Raw genomic sequence first — 588 nt, 5'->3', positions numbered from 1 at the left:
GTTGGGTCGCGAGATTGGCGCGGCTTGCTTCGTCGGCGGAACAGGCCTTCACCGTCACCTGGCTGCGGATCTTGCGCACGCTGTCCATCTCGGCCGCACCCAGAAAATAGCGGGTGGTGACATAGCTGAGCGTCGCCGGGTCGAACTGCAAGATCGATACGGTCTGTTCCTCGGCGGGAACGAGGATGCGGTCCCACTTGCTGCCGTTTTCGGCATATTGGACGCCCCCGTTCATGCAGCCGGCCTTGCCCCAGTCGAGCGTTAGATCGGTGGTGGACGAGGAAATGACGCGGCTCCGCTCGGGTACGAAACGGCACTGCAATTTGCCGAGCGGCGTGGTGGAGGACACGGTCGGGGCGAGCGGCACGACCGCCGCCGGTGTCGCGGCGGGAAGCGAGACGGTGCCGGTTGGGCGCAGCACGAACACGACCACTGCGCCAACCATCACCAGACCACCGATTGCCCAGGCCCAGATCGCCTTGCGCCGCATCGCTTGCGCGTCGAGCAGGCCCCCTGCGCCAATGGCCATCGCGCCCAGTACCAGCATCAAGGTTGCGATCGCCATGACGTTCTCGCGGTGGCGGTCAG

At 65.8% G+C, this 588-nt stretch carries 1 protein-coding gene; it reads right to left on the bottom strand.

Features of this window, described 5'->3' with window-relative positions; translation table 11 throughout:
• A partial coding sequence (locus tag AACY49_RS29995) for a hypothetical protein (protein ID WP_339527843.1) occupies positions 1 to 565 on the bottom strand: 565 nt, incomplete at its 3' end.
• Positions 566 to 588: the final 23 nt, after the last annotated feature.

Origin of the sequence: Pseudomonas sp. EL_65y_Pfl2_R96 (genome assembly GCF_963970905.1) — a bacterium.
In the GTDB taxonomy this organism is placed as follows: Bacteria; Pseudomonadota; Gammaproteobacteria; order Pseudomonadales; family Pseudomonadaceae; genus Aquipseudomonas.
This window is presented reverse-complemented; position numbering and strand designations above follow the sequence as displayed.